Origin of the sequence: Bremerella sp. P1 (assembly GCF_028748185.1) — a bacterium.
In the GTDB taxonomy this organism is placed as follows: domain Bacteria; phylum Planctomycetota; class Planctomycetia; order Pirellulales; family Pirellulaceae; genus Bremerella.
In genome coordinates this window covers 4,319,768-4,338,703 of the sequence record NZ_CP118164.1, presented here as the reverse complement: position 1 = coordinate 4,338,703, position 18,936 = coordinate 4,319,768, and the positions used below count along the sequence as shown (strand labels likewise).

Annotated in this window: 13 protein-coding genes; 5 read left to right on the top strand and 8 right to left on the bottom strand. The window is 56.2% G+C overall.

Annotation, left to right across the window (positions count from 1 at the left end; translation table 11 throughout):
* Nucleotides 1–47: 47 nt before the first annotated feature.
* Nucleotides 48–1,469: a sigma-54-dependent transcriptional regulator gene (locus PSR63_RS18225; RefSeq protein ID WP_274327108.1), complete on the bottom strand. Its 1,422-nt coding sequence runs from the start codon at nucleotides 1,467–1,469 to the stop codon at nucleotides 48–50.
* A gap of 5 nt (nucleotides 1,470–1,474) precedes the next feature.
* Entirely contained in the window at nucleotides 1,475–2,881 is a 1,407-nt protein-coding gene (locus PSR63_RS18220; protein WP_274327107.1) for a sensor histidine kinase, read from the bottom strand.
* Nucleotides 2,882–2,983: 102 nt separating this feature from the next.
* Between PSR63_RS18220 and PSR63_RS18215 the strand changes: the two genes are divergently transcribed.
* Nucleotides 2,984–3,247: a MoaD/ThiS family protein gene (locus PSR63_RS18215; RefSeq protein ID WP_274327106.1), complete on the top strand. Its 264-nt coding sequence runs from the start codon at nucleotides 2,984–2,986 to the stop codon at nucleotides 3,245–3,247.
* A gap of 33 nt (nucleotides 3,248–3,280) precedes the next feature.
* Nucleotides 3,281–4,432 carry an FG-GAP repeat domain-containing protein gene (locus PSR63_RS18210; protein ID WP_274327105.1) on the top strand — a complete coding sequence of 384 codons (1,152 nt, stop codon included), beginning with the start codon at nucleotides 3,281–3,283 and terminating at the stop codon, nucleotides 4,430–4,432.
* Nucleotides 4,433–4,460: 28 nt separating this feature from the next.
* On the opposite strand, the gene PSR63_RS18205 is transcribed toward PSR63_RS18210, so the two are convergent.
* The 3 genes from PSR63_RS18205 to PSR63_RS18195 form a co-directional block, all read right to left on the bottom strand.
* Nucleotides 4,461–6,542 carry a carboxypeptidase-like regulatory domain-containing protein gene (locus tag PSR63_RS18205; RefSeq protein ID WP_274327104.1) on the bottom strand — a complete coding sequence of 694 codons (2,082 nt, stop codon included), beginning with the start codon at nucleotides 6,540–6,542 and terminating at the stop codon, nucleotides 4,461–4,463.
* 107 nt (nucleotides 6,543–6,649) lie between these two features.
* A complete protein-coding gene (locus tag PSR63_RS18200; RefSeq protein ID WP_274327103.1) occupies nucleotides 6,650–8,491 on the bottom strand; it encodes a UbiD family decarboxylase in 1,842 nt (613 codons plus the stop codon).
* A 109-nt stretch (nucleotides 8,492–8,600) separates the two neighbouring features.
* On the bottom strand, nucleotides 8,601–9,095 hold the full coding sequence (locus PSR63_RS18195; RefSeq protein WP_274327102.1) for an FKBP-type peptidyl-prolyl cis-trans isomerase: 495 nt from the start codon (nucleotides 9,093–9,095) through the stop codon (nucleotides 8,601–8,603).
* 156 nt (nucleotides 9,096–9,251) lie between these two features.
* Here PSR63_RS18195 and PSR63_RS18190 point away from each other — a divergent pair, with 156 nt between their 5' ends.
* The 3 genes from PSR63_RS18190 to PSR63_RS18180 all read left to right on the top strand — a co-directional run bounded on the left by PSR63_RS18190 (nucleotide 9,252) and on the right by PSR63_RS18180 (nucleotide 12,240).
* The gene (locus PSR63_RS18190) at nucleotides 9,252–9,719 is read left to right on the top strand and encodes a macro domain-containing protein (protein WP_274327101.1); all 468 of its coding nucleotides are present in this window, start codon (nucleotides 9,252–9,254) and stop codon (nucleotides 9,717–9,719) included.
* Nucleotides 9,720–9,797: 78 nt separating this feature from the next.
* Nucleotides 9,798–10,571, top strand: coding sequence for a VOC family protein (locus tag PSR63_RS18185; protein ID WP_274327100.1), 774 nt, complete (start codon nucleotides 9,798–9,800; stop codon nucleotides 10,569–10,571).
* 385 nt (nucleotides 10,572–10,956) lie between these two features.
* On the top strand, nucleotides 10,957–12,240 hold the full coding sequence (locus PSR63_RS18180; RefSeq protein WP_274327098.1) for a hypothetical protein: 1,284 nt from the start codon (nucleotides 10,957–10,959) through the stop codon (nucleotides 12,238–12,240).
* Between the two features lie 171 nt (nucleotides 12,241–12,411).
* Here PSR63_RS18180 and PSR63_RS18175 read toward each other — a convergent pair whose 3' ends face one another.
* From PSR63_RS18175 to PSR63_RS18165, 3 genes are all read right to left on the bottom strand, one after another.
* Entirely contained in the window at nucleotides 12,412–13,875 is a 1,464-nt protein-coding gene (locus PSR63_RS18175) for a DUF1501 domain-containing protein (RefSeq protein WP_274327097.1), read from the bottom strand.
* Nucleotides 13,876–13,913: 38 nt separating this feature from the next.
* A complete protein-coding gene (locus tag PSR63_RS18170) occupies nucleotides 13,914–17,009 on the bottom strand; it encodes a PSD1 and planctomycete cytochrome C domain-containing protein (protein WP_274327096.1) in 3,096 nt (1,031 codons plus the stop codon).
* Nucleotides 17,010–17,230: 221 nt separating this feature from the next.
* Complete coding sequence (locus PSR63_RS18165) at nucleotides 17,231–18,835, bottom strand: C25 family cysteine peptidase (protein WP_274327095.1); 1,605 nt, start codon at nucleotides 18,833–18,835, stop codon at nucleotides 17,231–17,233.
* Nucleotides 18,836–18,936: the final 101 nt, after the last annotated feature.

The window sequence follows — 18,936 nt, the reverse complement described above, 5'->3', positions numbered from 1 at the left end:
CGTGGAGGCCGAAACGTGCGCGTTTTCGTAAAGTGGATGTCTCCAGCCTAATCATCTTTTTGGTCAGGCGAAAGGAGTCCGTACTGTTCGCACTTCTTTTTTACCGTGGTGCGGTGAATACCTAAAATCCGAGCAATTGCCAGATATTGGCCGTCACACTGCTTGAGAAGTTCCTCGAGCATCTCTTTTTCCGCCAAGGATTGAAATCGAGCCCATAAATTTTCCGATTCCCCCTCATTAAGCTGGGCTTTGGTCCAGCCGCGAATGTTGGCTTCGAGTTGATCGGCCACCGATGTTTCTTCGGGCGATCCAGCAAACCATTGCCGATCGACCGGTGCCGGAAGGTGCTCGACTTCGATCACACCGCTGCGAGCGAGGATCTGGGCATGCTCGACCGCATTGCGTAGCTCTCGCACGTTGCCGTACCAAGGTCGCTTCTTCAGCTCTTCCATCGCAGCCGCCGAAATGCGCAGCGGACGCTGGTATTCTTTCTCCAGCAGATGAATGAAGTGATGCACCAGCGGTGTAATGTCTTCCGCGCGTTCTCGCAGCGGGGGAAGGTTGATTTGAAACGTGTTCAAGCGGAACAACAGATCGTGTCTAAACGTGCCTGCTTTGACGCACGCGGACAGATCTTGATGCGAAGCACAGACGATCCGGAAATCGGTTTTCTCGCCCTTCGATCCGCCAACGGGAACGACTTCGCGCTGCTCGAGTGCCCGCAGTAGCTTGGCCTGGGTCGGCAAAGGAATTTCAGCGACCTCATCCAGAAACAGCGTGCCGCCGTTGGCCTGTTGCAGGAAGCCGCGTTTGTCTTGAACGGCGTTGGTGAACGCGCCGCGGACGTGCCCGAACAGTTCGCTTTCGATCAGCGAAGGAGCGAGCGACGCAATGTTGACCGCCACAAAGGGTTGATCGTGCCGCGGCCCGTAACGATGAATGGCCTGGGCGACGAGCTCTTTACCGGTGCCGCTTTCGCCTTGAATGACGATGGGGGCCACGCTGCTGGCCGCGAGAGCAATGCGTTTGAAGACTTCCTGCATCGCCAGCGAAGTTCCGACCAGGTCGGCTGAGACACGCTCGGGACGGACCTCTTGATCTTCTTCGGTGTGCTGAGCCAGTGCCCGATCGATCACCGTTTGAATGTCTTCCACCGAAAACGGTTTGACCAGGTAATCGAACGTTCCTTGACGAACCGCTTCGACCGCGACCTCTAAATCACCAAACGCGGTGATCAACACCACCGGCGTGCCTGGTGAGATTTCTTTTACCTTCGGCAAAGCTTCCAGCCCGGACATGCCCGGCAGACGGACATCGAGAAACATCAGATCGGGCTGATTCTCTTCTAACAGGTCGAGACCTTGCTCGGCGGTCGAGGCGACTCGGACTTCATGCCCCAGCTTGGTGCCTAACTTTTCGATGGCCCAGCAGACGCTGGATTCGTCGTCGATGACGTGGATGCTTGCCATGGGGATTACTTAGCTCGGCGAGGTAGCGTGATTTGAAAACAGGTTTTCCCATCGACTCGGTACCACTCGATCGTTCCCCCGTGCAGCTCGACAATCTCGCGGACTACTGGTAGCCCGAGCCCGGTACCTTCCGGTTTGGTGGTTACCAAGGGCTCGAACAATTGATCCGCGATTTCGGCTGGCGGGCCCATTCCCTCGTCGCATACTCGAATTGTAATCCATTCTTCCCCATCGTGCGGAGAGGCCTCAATCTCGAGCCCCCCCGATCCGGCGACTTCCTTTCCTTCCGCTCCCTGGGCCGCATGCGCCGCCAAGATCGCTTCGATCCCATTGAGCAGCAAATTCATCAGACACGTTTGCAGCAAGACCATATCGGCATCCATTGTTGCCTCAGGCGGAAAGTCGACCTGGCGATGAATCGTTAATCCATGATGCTGAGCCTGCGGCTCGACCATCATCACCGTGGCGTCAATCAGCTGCGAAATGCGGATTGTCTTACGATCGATGCCTTGCTTGCGGCCTAGTCTGAGCATCGCTTGAACCATGTGTTCGACCATCGCCATCTGCCGCTGGGCAACTTGCAGACTCTCGCAATCGGGAATGTTGCAGTCCAAACGATGCAGCCCCAGAGCCATCTGGCCGCCTGTCATCGCGTTGCGGATTTGATGCGAGAAGCCCGCCCCGATTTGCCCTAAGACCTGGGCACGCTCCATCGTGCGAACTTTGGTTTCGTATTGCTGCAATTGCTGCGACATTTGATTGATCGCCAGCGAAAGATCTCGCAGTTCGTCGTTCGTCTTGCCAGGCGGCACCTCGATGAAGTCTCCTTCGGCAATCGAGGCGACCTGCTTCTGCAGCTTGGCGATCGGGCGTGTGATTCGCACGGCCAACACACTTGCCACCAACAGCATCGGCCCGACGGCTACCAGCCCCAATAGCATGAGCGGCCAGAACGATTGAGCGACACGCCGATCGTAGTTGACCTTGGGAAATAGCAGATGAACGGTCACATCGCCCCCGCCAGAGAATCGCGACGTGGTCGTGCTATGGAAGTAGCTGATGCCTGCCAGATCGACCACTTCCGCCAAACTGACGACGCCTGGGTTCGTGCCTTTCAAGAGTGCTGGAAGCTCCTGGGCGGTGATCTCGGTGGTGGCTCGCAGTAGCTTGCCGGTATTGTCGGTCACGGCCAGTTCTGTGCCAGTCAGCCCTTGAATTTGCTGGAGCACCGGCTGTGAGAGGGGAAAACGGGCCTCCGTAAGCTGCTGGTTGATTGCCGCAAGGCGTGCCTCGACCTCTTCGCCTGTTTCGACTTGGGCATACCAGAGGTTCAACAGCGAAAGCGCGAAGACGGTGACAAGTGTCCACAGCGTCAGCGGCAAAGTGACTTGGTAAATAAGGGGCCAACGCATCGGCGTCTTTCGGGCATTTGCGGGAAACAATCGTCCAAGGGGTCAATCTATTGTAAACTGAAGGTATGAGAACGTGCCCCGCCAGGTTAGTCGGAGTTTTTCATGGCCATCATGTTCATTCCTGCGCAGTGGCGAGACCTGACTCATCAGCAAACCGAGGTGGAAATTGACGCTTCCACGCTCCGGGATGCACTAACTGAGCTTGATCGGCAGTTCCCAGGAATTCATACTCGATTATTCGAGCATGAAACGGTTCGCCCCTCGATCCAGATTTCGGTCGATGGGTCGCTCAATTCACGCAACCTCCGCACACCGCTTCGGCCTGATAGCGAAGTTCACTTCCTACCGGCGATTGGCGGCGGCTAATCCTCCCAACATCCCTCCTCAGGAAATCCAACCATGCGTAGCCTGTTCAGTCTTTCTCTACTTCTCGCCCTGCCCTATGTGGCGGTGGCTGCGGCTCCGGAAAACTTCACGGTGAAGGTGCTCGGCGTCGATGCCAACGAAGGGTGTGATATTGCCGACTTCGATGGCGATGGCAAGCTCGACGTGATCGCTGGCCGTAACTGGTACCGCAACGGCGACTGGCTGCCACGACCGGTTCGCTTCTTTGAAGATCAAAACGGCTATGTTCACTCCAACGGCGATTTCGCTCGCGACGTGAACGGCGACGGCAAGATGGACGTCGTCGCTGGCGACTTCTTCCAGGGCAAAGTCAATTGGTATGAAAACCCAGGCGCGCCTGCCAACCTGCAAGGCCACCTCTGGAAAGAACACAACCTGATCGACACGCAGCTGACGACCAACGAAGCCACCGTGATGGTCGACCTGGACGGGGACGGCATTGATGAGTGGGTCACCAATCAGTGGAACCCGAAGAACCCACTGCTGGCTTGCCGCTTCACCAAGAACGATAAAGGCGAACCACAGCTAACCTCGTTCAAGATCGGCGATCGCAATGGTCATGGTATTGGCATCGGCGATATCAACAACGATGGGCGCATGGACATCCTCGTCGGGCACGGCTGGTACGAAGGTCCCGAAGGGGGCCCGTGGTCGAGCGAGTGGACCTTCCATGAAGACTGGCAAGATCACCTCCCCTGCCCCATGTTGGTGACTGACATCAACGGCGACGGCAAGAACGACATCATCGCCAGTAAAGCGCACGGCTTCGGCCTGTGGGCGTGGATTGCCAACGGCACTGACAAGGAAGGCAAGCTGACCTTCGAGCAGAAGATGATCGACGACACCTTCAGCCAGGCTCACTGCCTACACCTGGCCGATCTGGACGGTGACGGCAAGGACGACCTGGTGACCGGCAAACGCGTCCGAGCCCACAACGGCAACGACCCAGGCGGCAAAGAACCACCGGTGATGAACTACTACACGTGGGACGATAGCGGCAAATTCACCCGCCACACCATCAACCGAGGCGAAGTTGGCATCGGACTACAAATCCGCACCGCCGACATCGATGGCGACGGCGATATTGATATTGTCGTCCCCGGTAAAGATGGGACGCAGATTTTGTTCAATCCGCTGAAGAACTAAACTCTACACACCACCAAAAGCGCCAACTTCACTTCTTAGGCGAAGCTACTTTGACTTCGCCTAAGTCTTGTTTGACGTTGTTTTCCTGGGTGGTGAAGTGCAATGCAAATTCCAGCCGTTGGCCAATTTCGCCCGGCTGGGCGTCTCGCAGCACACGAACCGTGTACTTCTGCCCGGCGACCAACCCCGTGAGTTCGAAGCGTCCCTGGGCATCGGTTGTCGTGCCCCATTTGCTTGATGCGGTATGTGTCTCACCGTCGAGTTCAAACTCGATAATTGCCGTGATTGGCCTATTGGCAATGGGCGTACCCTCTTGATCGACGAGCTTGCCGGTCGCTTTCATCGGCGGAGCCAACACGATATCGAACTCGTCGGTATCGGGCGGTACGAACGCCAGACCGTGGCATTTGCCGTCTCGACTTTTCGCCGTAACGACATAGGGATATCCGATCGGTTTCGTCTCGAAATTTCCTTTCTCATCGCATGATGTCTGAAAAGTTGCATAGTAGAAATTCTTGCTCAAGCGAGGACTTTGCGCGAGCCCCTGAACGCGAGCCCTGGCCGCGTTACATTCACTTCCTTTCACCGTGACCACGTGCCCCTTAAGGACTCGCTCCGGCAACGCTTCGTTGCGCAGGTCTAACTCCTTTGGATCTTCAGAATCGACCATGAATTCCTGGTGTTGGGTGTTATTTCTCAGTCGGATCTCATACTGCCCCTGCCCCAGTAAGACGTCGTAATTACCCTTTTCGTCGGTCTTGGTGTAGTAACCCTCAGAGGTGAATGAATGTCGCGGGCCATTCTTTAAACGCTGGTCGATGGGAAGCATTTCAAAGTATTTTCCACCCTTGCCATCAATTCGATTGAAACTGAGCTTTTCCATTTTCAAAGGCTGTCCGTTGCGGTCGGCTAATTTGCCAAAAACTCGCGCCATGGGCTTCAGCTTCAAGATGAACGGTTCCAAAGATTGATCGTGATGAATGACCAATGGCTTGGCTGGTGCGGCCATATCATCGGTTTTGGCGAAAACAATGCCGTAGCTATTGCCGGGGACTTCCAAATAGAAACTGCCTTCGTCATCTGTTCTGTCGTAGATATCAAAGCTGGACGAAGGTTCATTGGAACCTGAGCACTTGACCCACACCCCTTCGGCCGGACTACCATCGGGTTTGAGGAGGTTTCCTTTCACAGGCATGAGAGGAGCCATCTTGATGGGTGTCTTTGACTGCACCGCGTGCGATATCAGCTTGTATGTGTAGTAGCCTGGCTTCTGAACATTAATCGAGGGGATCAGCGAATCTTCAGGAATAAGGACCGTCGCCCAGCCATTGTCGTTCGTGTACGCCGTCATCAAAGTACCCGAAGGGATCGGAGTAAGTCGCCGAGGCAAGTGAACCCACTCAGGCGTTAGCGCCGCCTGAGCGATCGGTTTGTTGTCGAGATCAACGACTCGGATGGAATAGGTCTTCCAAGGAGTAAGCTTCATCTCGACCTTCTCACTATGCGTGGGCGAAATGCGCCCAGGCTCGACTTTTCCTATGCGATCGAACGCAGCGTAGTCCATGCCGCGTTTTTTATCCCAAGCCAGAATTGCGTCGGCTTTGTGCTCGATCGGTGCCAGAACAGTGGCCTTCCCTTGGGCGTCGGTCTGCTGAACGAATTCTCCGAGAAACTCCGGCATAGCACTGACATGGATACCTTCGCTAGGGTTGCCGTCGGCATCTTTCACTTCGACTTCGTACTTACTACATGACTTCAGTACCACCTTCACAGGCTCCCAAACGGGTTCACCGATGCGGGTCGTGCCACGTTTGATATAGCCAATCAAGCCCTTTCCATCGCTCGCTAGAAACTCAACACCTGATACATTGCCGGCCGGTAGCGGCACGACGAATTTTCCTACCTGATCCGTTCGTGTTATCCCCAGCGAAGGGCCGAATGGGGAACGGTATTCTGGTTTCCATAGCCCGCGGACTTCAATATCGGGTACGGGGCGATCCCTTTCATCGACAACGAAGCCATATTGCATCGCCTCAAAGCGATCTTGGGCCATCGCCGTCGCAGCAGAAAGCAGAATACTCAAGAGAAGTAGGCAACCAATCCGTGGCATGGGGTGATTCCGTTCCAAGAGGAGAGGGGCGTGAGGCAATCAATAAGAGATGCCTATCGTATCACGCCAGCCTCGGGGAATCAGCAAAATTTACTTATATCGCGCCATCACAGATACTTCGCCAGCGGTCCCCCCTTGGCGGCCATCGCATCGACCTTGGCCGTCACAGCCGGATCTTCAATCAGCGGCGGGGCGTTCCAGGGCTTCAGCCGGGCATCGATCACCAGGGCTCCTTCGCAGCCCCAATGTTTTTGCACCGTGCTGCTGGCGATGCCGTGGACGTCGGCGGCGGGGTTACTGCGAGTGAATGTAACCCACAGAAGATTATTAAGCGTCTGGGCGGTGAACTCACTTTCGTCGGCGACAATCACCAGTGGAAACTGGTTGATGCTGTCGCTCGCTGAATAGCACGAGGTAAATCGCTCGATCGCTGGTTCCGCTTCTTGACGAGCTGCTTCATACTTGGGGCCGCTTACGACGAGCACGCCTGGCATGGCGACTTTCGGGTTGTGAAAGCCATCCGGCAGCTTCAGATCGCCTGGGACCTCGGTTGGCAGTTCGCGAATGGGTGGGCCGACTGCAGCGATGATCGCCTTCGAACCGTGGTTGAATTCGCCGCTCGAGTAGTCGAGCGTATCGATGGTGGTCTCGGTGAGGAAATGGATGTCGCGTCGCCAGTCGACACGCCGCAGCATGTGCAAGAGGAACGGGCAGATCTCGTGCAGGTTCAAGCTGGGGTCGTCTTGTTCGGCCGCGATGAACAGGTACTTTGCCAGTGACATCTGACCCTGGCCGAGAATGGCCGAGGCCTGGGTCATCAACTCTTTGGGGCGACGACGTTCTTCGTACGGGACGTAGCGTTCGCTGCCGATCGCCAGCAGAAGCGGGTGGACACCGGAAGCATCGACCGCGTGCACTTCCTTCACGCCAGGCAGCACGGTGGGAATGACCGGGCCGGTGATTTCATGAATCAGTTCGCCGAAGGTGGTGTCTTCCTGAGGTGGCCGACCGACGACCGTAAACGGCCAGATGGCTCCGTCGCGGTGGTAGACCTTTTCTACCCGCATGGTCGGAAAGAGGTGCTTCAAGCTGTAGTAGCCAAGGTGATCGCCGAACGGTCCTTCCGGCTTCTCTTCACCGGCATGAATGGTCCCGCTAATGCAAAAGTCGGCTTCGGCGTAGATGGGCAGTTTCGTGCGCGAGGTTGCCATAGGGATACGGTGACCGGCTAGTGCCCCGGCAAAGCCGAGTTCCGAAAGTCCCTCAGGCAGCGGCATCACGGCGGCCAGCGTCATGGCGGGGTTGCCCCCGACGAAGATGTTTACCCGCAGCGGCTCTCCTTTGGCGATCGCCGCGGCATGGTGCACGCCAATGCCTCGATGAATCTGATAATGCAGGCCGACTTCCTCGACCGGATCGTACTCGTTGCCAGCGATCTGCACGCGGTACATGCCCAGGTTCGAGTGATTCAGCCCGCCGGTGCGTTGGTCTTCGGTGAAAACTTGGGGCAGCGTGACGTACGGGCCCCCATCGTCAGGCCACGAGACCAGCTTCGGCAAGTCGGTCAGCTTGATTTCGTTTTGAAAGATGGGGCCACTACGCACCTTCTTGGGCAGCATCGAAATGGCACCCAGCGGAGCGTAGGCATAGCGGAAGGGAGACTTCAGCAACTGGTTCGGATCGATCTTGAGTTCGATCAGGCGTTTCACCGTTTCCAGCGTATCGCGGAAGATGAAGCGAGCCCGCTCGAGCGATCCGAACAGATTACCCACCATCGGGAAGCGGCAGTCTTTGACGTTGGCAAACAGAACGGCCGGACCGTTGTTGGCATAGACGCGGCGCTGAATCTCGGCGACTTCCAGGTTCGCGTCGACAACGTCTTCGACAACCAGCAAATGGCCTGAGCGACGTAGATCGTCGACGCAGGCTCGTAGAGTTCGATAGCCCATGATTCGTGATGGTGTGCTTTAACTTGGTTCCGGCCTATGTAAGATTGCCGGCATGAATGGCAATCTCAGGAGGTTACCGCTAAGCGGTCGGCCTGGCAACAAGGCACCATTAACCATGGTCATGATCGTGTGCACTGCCGGGGCCGTGCGCGTGACCGTGCTCTAGCTCTTCCGGCGTGGCATCGCGAACTTCGACGATGGTGATATCGAAGTGGAGCGTTTCGTCGGCCAACTCGTGGTTGCCGTCGACGATGACCACATCCTCTTTAATATCAACAACGGTCACGAGAACCTGATCGTCTTCGGTTTCAAGAACGAACTGCGTTCCCTCTTCCACATCGCCCAGTTCAGCGAACTGAGCCTTTTCCAGTTCCCAGATCAGATCTTCGTCGAACTTGCCGTAACCTTCTTCCGGTGGAATCACGACCTGAAACGTCTCGCCGGAGTCGCGGTCGTCGAGAGCCTTTTCCATTCCAGGAATGAGGTTCCCTACGCCATGCAGATAGGCGAGCGGATCCGACGCGTCGGTCGAATCGAGCAGATTCCCTTCGGAATCCTTCAAGGTGTAGGTAATGGAAACGACCGTATTCTTGGCAACTTTCATCGATTCATCCCAGGCAATGCCCATTGGGCTTAACGTATCTTATGGGGCGATAGTTTCAGCATACTGTCCCAGCGGATCGGGCTCAATCTCGGCTTGGGGGAAACTAACTAGTTATGTAGAAAAGAATTAGGCCACTTCCTTGCGAGATTAACCATAATGCCGACCCAGATTGTACAAGGCGATCTTTTGCAGCAGGAGGTGGATGTCATCGTAAATGCCTGGAATCGCAATATCATTCCGTGGTGGCTACTACTGCCACAAGGAGTTTCGGGAGCGATCAAAAGCAAAGCGGGTTACGCGCCTTTTCGTGAATTGGCAACGTTTGGTCCCATTCCCTTAGGACATGCTGTTTTTACGACCGCAGGCAAGCTGCCCTTTCGCGGTATTATCCATGTCGCCGGCATCAACATGCTGTGGCGGGCTTCGGAGTTTTCGATTCGCCAGAGCGTACAAAACGCGATTCGAATTGCCAAAGAAAAACAGTTTCAATCGATCGCTTTTCCAATCCTCGGAAGCGGTTCCGGCGGTTTTCGCCAAGACAAAGCGTTATCAATCATGGAAGATGAACTGCAGAGTCTTGCCACCTCGTTAGACGTCACTTTGGTTGAGTACCAGAAGAACTGATTCTTCGTCGACATGGCTTGGTTTGTATCATTCCGGCAAGTGTACGGATGAAACCGTTAAGAAAGGTATCAGGCTGATATGCGTGAAATCATTCCCGGCACGCTGTGGATCGCCAACGCCCTTCAAGCACGTGATATCCGATCCACCTTAGCCCCCGGCGTGACGGCGATAATCGACCTGGCTATCGAAGAGCCTCCCATTTCGTTTCCACGGGATATCCTCTACTGCCGCTTTCCGCTACTCGATGGAACCGGCAATTCGCATCAGATGCTCCGAGCATGTATCGATACGGTCGCCAGGCTGATCGAGGCGAACCGGCCGACGGTCATTGCGTGCAGCGCCGGGATGAGCCGTTCCCCGATCATCGCCGCGGCCGCGATCGCACAGATCAAAGGGCTCTCGCTAGAAACCTCGATACTCAAGCTCACCAAGACCGGCCCGCATGATGTTTCGCCGGCACTCTTGAGTGAAGTGCTAGAGGCAATGCCGAGTCTTTCCACCAATCAGGTCCGACTGAACTTGATCGTCGTGCGTTCGAGTGCCCCGGAAACGACGGTGCGGTTCTATCAATCGTTGGGATTGCACTTTACGCAAGAGCAACACGGTAAAGGGCCTCTTCATTGGGCGAGCGAAATCAATGGTTTTGTGATGGAGATTTATCCGGCCAAGTCGCCTGAGCAGGTCGACGCCTCGACAAGCGTTGGCCTGGATGTCTCCGACATCAAGAAAACCATCGCGCAGCTTACCGCTTTAGAAGCGACCATCGTGCAGCAGCCCAAGGAGTTTGACTGGGGAATTCAAGCGATTGTGAAAGATCCAGACGGGCGAAGCGTGATTCTGGTTGAGTCGTAAACTCTTTCCGCCGCAAGACGTTAGCAGAACTTGCATATCTATTACTCAAGACTTATTCATCGATTAGCGACAACCCTGCGACTCGAGATGCTACGCCGCGTGTGATCAAAAAGTGATCAGTTAAAGCTTGGCGCATGTTCATTCAAAGCGGATTGCGACGCTTCCACCCGCTAGAAACAGTCAGGTTTACGTTCTAGGTAAAGAGTGTGAATCACTCTTAACACAACGTTCGGGCTGTGTGGGTTATTTGGGTGATGGCTACCGCGTGCTAGTAAACCTTTGGGAATCGCTTATGGATGACTTTTCCGAAGACGGTGTGTGTTTCGATAACATAAGTGCTCACGAGGAGCACGGACGTTGCCAATCAAACACGGAGGAGATTCATATGCCGATTAATGATCATTATGCGGATGAAACGGATTATGGCTGGGCCGCGCGGAACCCAGGCATCATCGGCGGTTTCTGTCTCGTTTTAGGAATCGCAGTGGGTGTTGCCGTCACCCAGTTCTGGCTGCAGCAAGACTTGGTCAAGCAGCTTGCCAAAGTTGAAAAAGAAGTCAAAGCGACTCATCACCCGCTCAACCAACTGACCGGGTTCAACGATGCCACCCAGCGAACCAACTCGCTTCTGGCACGTCTCGAAGATCAGAGCAGCCGACTCTACAAGGCAGGTCAGACCATCCAACGGTCGGATCGCCTGCACGACGAAATCGCTCGCCTGTCGGCTAAGCTCAACACGGTCGACGCAACCGCCGCCAAGCTCAGCACGCTTCAGTCGGACCTGGACAAAGCCAACTTGAAGCTGACCGCCGCTCAAAAGCGTGTCGACGAGCTGGAATCGCTGGCTGCTCGTCTCGGCCGAAACGGTGCCGACATCTACGTGGCCAAGGACTCGCTGGCCGCGATGGAACTGGTTCAGCAGCAGCTGATCAACCAGCAATGCCTAATGCCAGAACTGACCGCAACGGTCGATTCGCACTGGAAGTTGCAGAACGCCATCTGCGATCTGGCCGCCCAGACCGACGCGACCGATCGTGCGATCGATTCGCTGGCTCACAACCAGAATCGCATGCAGCAGTTGGCAATCGGCACCGAAGAGTCGAGCCTGGTTCTGTCGCATGTCCAGTCGATCTTGGACGAGCAAAAGTCGATGGATCTGCAGGTGCAGAAGCTGGCCGACACGCTGGACGCCGCCACCGAGCTATCGTACGAAGCAATTCGCCTGAACACGCGAATCAAGGACGTGCGAAAGCAGACCACTTCGGCCAACAAGAACATGGACGAACTGGCTTGGTTGGTTAACTTCCTGAACTCGCAGGAAGAGAAGATCGCTCAGGCTCAAGAGAACCTGCACAAGATTGATCACATCGAAGATCAGGTTGTTCGCCTCGACGATTGTGTGCCAGCCTTGGTGGAAAATGTCGACCTGGTGACGGGCCTGAACAAGACGATGGTGGCAGTCCTGGGTAGCTCGAGCGACCTGCGATCGCAGTTGGCCGAGATCGTCCTGATGCAGCCAGCGGTCGAACAACTGGCTACGCAGTTCCGCCAGATCACGGCTCCCCAAGAGGGAAGCAAGCTGGTCAATGCACGAGATCGTGCCAAAGAGATGATTGAATCTTCGCAGCCTGAGCTGAAGATTCCGATGTACATCAGCCGGGCCAAATAGCTCGGCGGGTGGTATCGCCCCCTTGCCTGCCCCAGCCGCCGGCGAACCGTGGCAAACAATTGGACATTCGCTTGCCCCCGTGGCAAACCGTGGCTCTCCTCTTCTCGGCGAGCGAATGGCCCAAAAGGAAAATCGTCGGCGGCTTAGATCGAAAGCAACTTTCGATCCAGGCTACAGTAGCAACTCTTTGACCGGGTGTCGCTCTTCGACCCCGGTGAGACGGACGTCGAGACCTTGGAATGGAATTGACAGCTTGCGATGATCAATCCCCAAGCAGTGCAGGATCGTCGCGTTCAAGTCCGCAATATGAACCGGATCTTTCACGATGTTGTAGCTGAAGTCATCCGTTTCGCCATGCACGACGCCCGGCTTCACACCGCCGCCAGCCATCCAGACGGTAAAGCAACGCGGATGGTGATCGCGGCCGTAGTTCTCCTTCGACAGGCCGCCTTGGCTGTAGATCGTACGACCGAATTCGCCACCCCAGACGACCAGCGTGTCGTCCAGCAGGCCGCGCATCTTCAAGTCTTGAATCAACGCCCATGCGGCTTGATCAACGTCTTTGGCCTGAGCCGGGAGATCTTTAGCGACGTTGCCATGCTGATCCCAACCACGATGGAAGATCTGCACGAAGCGAACGTCACGCTCGACCATGCGGCGAGCCAGCAAACAACTGGCAGCGAATGTCCCTGGCTTGGTGACATCGGGGCCGTACATATCGAGCGTGGCTTGCGTTTCCTGCTTCAAATCGACCAAGTCCGGCACCGAAGACTGCATGCGGAACGCCATCTCGTACTGCGAGATCCGCGATTGCGTTTCCGGATCGCCCGAAAGGCGGTAGGTCTCTTGATTGATCTTGGAAACACTATCGAGCATCCTGCGGCGAAGCGAGCTATCGATGCCGTCGGGATTCGACAGGAACAGGATCGGGTCGCCCGACTTTCGCAGGGTGACGGCCGAATGCTTGGAAGGCAGGAAGCCAGCTCCCCACAGGCGGTTGTAAAGTGCCTGGGCTTGCTGACGACCGCTCCAGTTTGGCGTCATTACGACGAAGGTCGGCAGGTTTTCGTTCATCGAACCGAGGCCGTAGCTCAACCACGAGCCCAAGCTCGGCCGACCGGGAAGCTGATTCCCGGTGCAGATGTAGGTGATCGCCGGATCGTGATTGATCGCCTCAGTATGGAGCGATTTGACGATCGAGATGTCATCGACCATCTTCCCGTGGTACGGCAGCAGTTCGCTGATCATCGTTCCGTTTTCACCGTAAGGCGAAAACTTGAACTTCGAGGGAGCGATCGGGAAACGCTTCTGACCGGAGGTCATCGTCGTCAAACGTTGACCTTGTCGCACCGATTCTGGCAGGTCCTTGTCGTACCACTCGTTCATCTGCGGCTTGTAGTCGAACAAGTCCATCTGGCACGGAGCACCGGCCATGAACAAATAGATGGCCCGCTTCGCCTTGGGGGCGAAGTGCGGCAAGTTTGGTAGACCACCAATTCCGGAACTGGGTAGCTTAGCCGCCTGGGCAGGCAGATCGGTCATCGAGGCCAGTGCCGCGGCACCCAGCCCGAGGGCTCCCTTCTGAAAGAAGTGCCGGCGGGTGATCGCTTGAATATAGTCGTTGCGAGGATCCATCGTATTGGTCCTTGATGCGTTCTATGCGGTGGTAGGAATTAGCGTTGGATGACGACTTCGTCGAGATTGAGCAGCGTGTTGCAGACAATCGCCCAGGCCGCTAATTCGGCAGGCGTCTCATCTTTGCCGACCAACTTGCCGGCGGCTTCCGGATTCTTCTGGAAGTAGGTGAGACTATCGAAATACAACGATTCGAGTTCTTTCTTCTGAACTTCGTTGTCCGGGTTCAGCACACAAAGCGAGATCAGGAAGTTGACTTTGGCAACCGGGTCCGATCCCCCTTCATCCATCACACGCTGGGCCATCGCGACCGCCGCTTCGACATACTGCGGATCGTTCATCAACAGCAGGGCCTGCAGCGGTGTGTTGGTTCGTTCACGACGCACGGTACACGACTCGCGATTAGGCGCGTCGAAGGTGCTCATCTGCGGAGCGAGTGCCGTGCGTTTGATGAACGTGTACAGCGTACGACGGTGAACCTTTTCGGGTCCTTGGTCCGCTTTGAACTGCACGGTATTACTGCCGGAATAACCGACCGCCTTCCAAAGCCCATCAGGCTGTGGTGGCTTAACCGAAGGACCGCCGACCTTTTCGACCAGAAGACCACTGAACGCCAACGCTTGATCGCGAAGTGCTTCCGCATCCAAGCGATAACGTGGCCCGCGAGCCAGCAAACGGTTTTCGGGATCCTTCTTCAGCAGATCTGGCGTCAGGGTCGACGACTGACGATACGCAGACGTCATCACCAACCGTTTCATCAACTGCTTGATATCCCATCCCCCCTCACGGAACTCGATGGCCAGGTTGTCCAACAGCTGTGGATGGCTGGGAACACTTCCTTGGGAACCAAAGTCCTCGGAGGTCTTTACCAGGCCCACGCCGAAGACATGCTGCCAGTATCGATTCACGGCCACGCGTGCTGTCAGCGGGTGACTTGGATCCAACAACCACATGGCCAACCCGAGTCGATCTTTGGGCATTTCTTCAGTCATCGGTGGCAGGAAGGCAGGCACCTCGCGGGGCACTTCTTCACCAACTTGGTCGTATTCGCCTCGAATCAAGATATGAGCGGGAACCGGCTTGGCGGCTTCCTTGTAGACCAGCGTCGTCGGGGCAGACTTCTTGAGGTTGGCCTGCCGGTCGGTCATCGTTTTCAGGTCGGCACGCAGCTTGTTGAAGGTCTCTTGCGTGTCCTGGCAAACGTATTCAAGGAAGTAGCTGCGAAGCTCTTTCAGTTCGCCTTCGTTCCGTTTGTCGGCTTCCTTCTTCAGGATCTCGGTGACCTTCTTGTTCTCCGGACTGAGCGAAGCAGGCGTCTTGGCGGCAAACTCGGTCCAGGCCTGCAGCGACTTGAACTGCGGCTGCTTGCCATGCTTGGTGACATAGCCGGCTTTGTCCCAGTAGACGGTGCCGTCCCACTGGGTGAAGGCCCAACCGTTGACTTTGTCCCCTTCCTTCAGGCCGACCTTTTCGACCGGCACTTCCAGGCGAACCCACTTGCCCGTTTCGGGAAGGTCGCCGATACGATGCTTCGTTTTGCCCGTGACGCCGTAGGGGATCAGGTCTTCGCCCCAGAACGCTCGTTGATCCCAGCCACCGTTGTTCCACTGGAACATCACTTCCTTGGGCGGATTCTTGGGGTCGAGATAGACGTAGCCAAACAGCACGTCTCCTTTGTAAACCGTGAACGGCTGATCCGATCCGTTGAAGTAGGCCTGATCATTTCCGGTGACCGTTCGCTTGGCGGCTTTCTCGCCGCTAAAGACCGGCTCTGGCTTAGCCACCCAGTTGTAGTCACCACTAACGGTAGCTTTACCGGGGATGCCATCTTCGATCCAAACGACTTCTTCCGGTTGGATCTCCGGATTATCGACACCGGGACCTGGGTCCTGGTATTCGACCTTGGCCAGCGTTGTTTTGATTTCTTCGCGCTTCTGGGCGATCTGCTGGTCGAGTTGAGCGAGTTCTTCGGTCGCTTCCTTCGAGTACACCGTGGGCGCGTGGTCCTTGCGGTTCCCGTCCATTGGGCTTCCGTCAATGCTGTTGAAGAAGCCATACATCGAGTAGAAGTCTTTTTGCTTCAGCGGATCGTACTTGTGATCGTGACACCGCGTACACTCCATGGTGAGTCCCATGAAGACGGTCCCGGTGGTGACCACGCGATCGTTCACGTTTCGCATTTTCACTTCAGCCGTGATCGAACCACCTTCGTTGGTTGTCACGTTACAGCGATTGAAGCCGGAGGCGACCTGTTGTTCCCACGAGGGATTGGGCAATAAGTCACCGGCCAATTGTTCGGTAAGAAAAACGTCGTACGGCTTGTTGTCGTTAAGTGCCTGGATGACCCAGTCGCGATACATCCACATCTCGCGGTAGTTGTCCAAGTGCAAACCGTGCGTGTCGGCATAGCGGGCCGCGTCTAGCCAATAACGAGCCATGTGCTCGCCGTACTGCGGCGACGCCAGCAAGCGATCGACAACCTTCTCATAGGCGTCCGACGATTCGTCCTTCAGAAACGCGTCGACTTCTTCCGGCTTTGGTGGAAGACCCGTCAGCGTGAAGGTGACGCGGCGAATCAACGTCAGCTTGTCTGCCGGCTCACTCGGTGTGAGGCCTTCCTTCTTCAGCCGGGCACCCAGGAATTGATCGATCTCGCGCTGGTTCCAATTGGGAATATCGACCTGGGGTGGATCGGTTTTCTGAGGAACCTCGAAGGACCAATGCCCTTGGAACTTGGCCCCTTCGGCGACCCACTGCTTGAGCTTGGCGATCTCGTCGGCGTTCAGGCTCTTATTGGAATCTGGCGGAGGCATCTTCAGCGACTCGTCATCGCTGAGGATCCGCGCGATCATTTCACTTTCATCCGGCTTGCCAGGCACAATGGCCGTTTCGCCGGAGTCAGCTTCGCCGAGAACACTTTCCGCGACGTCGAACCGGATACCGCCTTCGCGATGGTTTTCGTCCGGTCCGTGGCACGCATAGCAGCGATCGGAGAGCAAAGGTCGGATGTCTCGATTGAAGTCGATTTCCGAAGACTCTTCTGCCCAGGTTACCTGGGGAGCCAGCACCAAGAGAGCCAACGCGGCACCGAAAAGCATCTTCCGCGAGATGCTCGTGAGTCGCAGCGAGATCATAAGAACGTCCGGTTCTAGGGAAGGAGTGAAAGTTCAGGCGGGAAGACAAGCTCATTTCGCGTGATAGCAACTTGCCTAAGTACAAATCGGGCGATCGATGCCCGATTTGCAATTCACTGTACCTTCATTCTACACCACCCATCAAGAGTTTCCGCGAACGAAATACGCGAAAGCCTCTCACAAGGCAAAATTTCCGGTCATTAAACGGCAAAAAAGAGTAACTATTCCCCGATCTGCGTTTCGGAGTTGCCTTCGGCGACCTGAATCGGCTGAATCGCTATATCTTGAGATCCCAGGCCCACTTGCGACGATCCTTCGACCCACACACGGACGTGACACGGCCCGTGGCAACTTTCCGGAATCTCGAGCTGCGTCTGAAATTGGCCGTCGGTCTGTTGCGCTTCGACAACCTGCCATAGGCGGTCGTTGGCCGACAGATAGGTCTTGGTGTATTGGGCGAGTTCTTCGTGCAGCGGTTGGTAAGTTGCCCGCTTGGAAAGCTCAGCGACACACCCATCGCGGCGACAAACCAGCTCCACGCGAACTTTGCCCGGCAGGGATGTCTTCCCGACGATCTCGATCGACGAGCCAGGATGGGCGACCTCAGGTGCGGTAACCTCGACCGGAGACGCATGTGGCAACTTCAACAGTGGGTCACCCAGCAGGTTGAACAGGGCCATGTGCTCCAATCGTTCTTCCCGCAGCAGCCCCGGCTTGGGGCTTACCAATGCGGCCATCGTGTCGAGCATCTTGCGATTGCCAGACTTTCCGCCTTGCTTCATTGCTTCGCGTTTGGCGTTGAGAAGTAGTTGCCCCAGCGTCGGCTGTTGCTCGTCGAAATACTGCTGCAGCATCTCGGTGCCCATGACGCTCATCGCGTACGGCATCGTTACGCGCGATCCGGCGAACACGGCGACCGGGCCACCTTTTTCACGCAGGAGTTTCTCGGCCAGGCAGTCACGTGGTGCGTCGAATGCCCCGGTATAGCACGACAGAAAGATCGCAATCGGGCTCGACGTTTCATTGCGTAGCGCAGCGACATCCTTGTTCGTCAAAATCGGATAGGCGTCGTTGGGAACGCGGATATAGTCGAGCGTTTCGACGTGCCCGTGCCCCATATAAACCCAAAAAAGACCGCCATCGTTGAGCTGTCGGACGACTTCGTCGCGAAACTCCCGCGGGTCAGGACAGTAAATACTGCGCCAGCTTCCCTGGGCCACGACGGCCTCGAAGTGAGGTGGGATTTCGTCGGTCAGAAACTTCTTGGTGATCGTTTCCATCATCGTATCGACGGCCGAGCCAAAGCCGCCAACGCCGGCTACAAAATGCAGACGCCGCTGCCAGTCACCAGGCTGAAGCTTCGATTCGTAGTCGATCGTCTTGGCCACGATCGTTTTCAGCTCTTCTTCGCTACCGACCGAAAACCGTCCGACGGCCAAATCGGGAATCTGATCGTCGTCGAGATCTGCATAGTAGTTATCGGTCGGGATCTCAGGCTCTGACCCGAAGTGCACGTTCACCACCGCTTTCTGGTAGTGCACCGGGATACCCACCTCGCCTGACTTGTCGGCGACGACGTCTCCGACCAGCAGAACCTGCTTCAGCGGGCCACTTTTGGCGGCGTCTCGGATGGTGGTGCGGATCTGCTCCTTGGAGTTCACCTCGGTCACCACGCCGATGCGGTGCCCCTGCCCAATGCGGTACTCAAACCAGGGTCGCATGGCCGCGACGTAGGCCTGAGGACACACGACCAGGGTGTCGAAGCCCTCGGTCGAGGAGGGTTCGGGCGTGGCCATCAGGAGTGCCAGAACTAGGATTGAAGTCATCGCGGTCGGTCAGAACGGGAGAATCCGGGTGGAAATGGGCAGTTTTTGCCATCTGGTCACAAAATGCCCGACATTGGGGAGTGTATCGGTTTGCCCCGCGA

Bases quoted from the DNA above. Each gene is read 5' to 3' on its own strand.
- PSR63_RS18190 (WP_274327101.1), top strand. From the start codon at position 9,252: ATGCCGACCCAGATTGTACAAGGCGATCTTTTGCAGCAGGAGGTGGAT.
- PSR63_RS18220 (WP_274327107.1), bottom strand. From the start codon at position 2,881: ATGCGTTGGCCCCTTATTTACCAAGTCACTTTGCCGCTGACGCTGTGG.
- PSR63_RS18175 (WP_274327097.1), bottom strand. From the start codon at position 13,875: ATGGATCCTCGCAACGACTATATTCAAGCGATCACCCGCCGGCACTTC.
- PSR63_RS18210 (WP_274327105.1), top strand. From the start codon at position 3,281: ATGCGTAGCCTGTTCAGTCTTTCTCTACTTCTCGCCCTGCCCTATGTG.
- PSR63_RS18195 (WP_274327102.1), bottom strand. From the start codon at position 9,095: ATGAAAGTTGCCAAGAATACGGTCGTTTCCATTACCTACACCTTGAAG.
- PSR63_RS18225 (WP_274327108.1), bottom strand. From the start codon at position 1,469: ATGGCAAGCATCCACGTCATCGACGACGAATCCAGCGTCTGCTGGGCC.
- PSR63_RS18185 (WP_274327100.1), top strand. From the start codon at position 9,798: ATGCGTGAAATCATTCCCGGCACGCTGTGGATCGCCAACGCCCTTCAA.
- PSR63_RS18215 (WP_274327106.1), top strand. From the start codon at position 2,984: ATGGCCATCATGTTCATTCCTGCGCAGTGGCGAGACCTGACTCATCAG.
- PSR63_RS18165 (WP_274327095.1), bottom strand. From the start codon at position 18,835: ATGACTTCAATCCTAGTTCTGGCACTCCTGATGGCCACGCCCGAACCC.
- PSR63_RS18200 (WP_274327103.1), bottom strand. From the start codon at position 8,491: ATGGGCTATCGAACTCTACGAGCCTGCGTCGACGATCTACGTCGCTCA.
- PSR63_RS18180 (WP_274327098.1), top strand. From the start codon at position 10,957: ATGCCGATTAATGATCATTATGCGGATGAAACGGATTATGGCTGGGCC.
- PSR63_RS18170 (WP_274327096.1), bottom strand. From the start codon at position 17,009: ATGATCTCGCTGCGACTCACGAGCATCTCGCGGAAGATGCTTTTCGGT.
- PSR63_RS18205 (WP_274327104.1), bottom strand. From the start codon at position 6,542: ATGCCACGGATTGGTTGCCTACTTCTCTTGAGTATTCTGCTTTCTGCT.